This is a genomic window from Peterkaempfera griseoplana, from assembly GCF_001418575.1.
Taxonomy (GTDB): Bacteria; Actinomycetota; Actinomycetes; order Streptomycetales; family Streptomycetaceae; genus Peterkaempfera; species Peterkaempfera griseoplana.
The window spans coordinates 1-1,356 of sequence record NZ_LIQR01000491.1; the positions used below are offsets into that span (position 1 = coordinate 1).

General features: G+C 72.3%; 1 protein-coding gene. It reads right to left on the reverse strand.

The window, feature by feature from the left end; translation table 11 throughout:
* The coding region (locus tag AOK09_RS30760) for a condensation domain-containing protein (protein WP_245687563.1) at positions 1-1,356 on the reverse strand (1,356 nt) is incomplete at both ends.

The following is a 1,356-nucleotide window of genomic DNA, read 5'->3' on the forward strand; positions in this document are numbered from 1 at the left end:
CCTGGTGCGCCAGCGCCGACAGACCCGCCTCCCGCACCCGTCCCAGCACCTCACGGAACGTCGGGTCACCCGACAAGTCCGCACGCACCACCAGGGTGTTGACGAAGCAACCCACCAGGTCGTCCAGGGCCACATCGGTGCGGCCGGCGACCGCGGACCCGATCGGGATGTCCGTGCCCGCGCCCAGCCGAGACAGCAGCACCGCAAGCGCGGCCTGCAGCACCATGAACACGGTCACACCCTCGGCCCGCGCCACCTCCACCACACGCGCATGCAGCTCCGCCGGTATCTCCACCGGCACCCGATGCCCACGATGACTCGCCACCGCCGGACGCACCCGGTCCACCGGAAGCGCCAACTCCTCCGGCGCACCCGCCAACGCCTCACGCCAGTACGCCACCTGACGATTGACGACGCTGTCGGGATCTGTCTCATCACCCAGCAGCTCGCGCTGCCAGAGGGCGTAGTCGGCGTACTGCACCGGCAGCGGCTCCCATGCCGGGGCCCTGCCGTCGCAGCGCGCCGCATAGGCCTCCGAGAGATCGCGGGCCAGGGGCGCCCTGGACCAGCCGTCCGTGGCGATGTGGTGCATCACGACCACCAGGACCTGCTCGTCCGGACCGGCCGAGAACAGCCAGGCCCGGATCGGAACCTCCGAGGACAGGTCGAAGGCGTACTCCTGGGCCCGAACGACGGCGGCTGCGAGGTCCTGCGGGGACACCTCCTCGACGGACGGCTCCCACTCCAGGTCCTCCAGGGGCGTGATCCGCTGGTAGGGCTCGCCGTCGGCCATCGGGAACACCGTCCGCAGCACCTCGTGCCGCCCCAGCACGTCCCGGAACGCCGCAGCCAGCGCCTCCCGGTCCACCTCACCCGACAGCCGGACCACGACGGGGGTGTTGTAGGTCGCGCTCGGGCCGTCCAGCCGCCCGACGAACCACAGCCGGCGCTGGGCGAAGGAGAGCGGGATCCGCTCGGGCCGGGTCCGGGCGGCGAGTGATGCGCGAGCCTGTCCGGCGTCGGCCAGCCGTGCCGCGAGCGCCGCGACCGTGGGCGCCTCGAACAGCACCCGGATCTCCACCTCGACGCCCAGCACCGCCCGGATCCGGCTCACCAGCCGGACCGCCAGCAGGGAGTGGCCGCCCAGGTCGAAGAAGTCGTCCTCCACCCCGACCGCCGGCAGCCCCAGCACCTCCGCGAAGGCGGCGCACAGGATCTCCTCCCGCACACTCGACGGACCCCGATCAGCGCCTGCCGTGGTTGCGTAGTCGGGTGCGGGCAGGGCCTTGCGGTCGAGCTTGCCGTTGGCCGTGAGCGGCAGCGCATCCAGCACCACCACCGCCGAGGGAACCATGT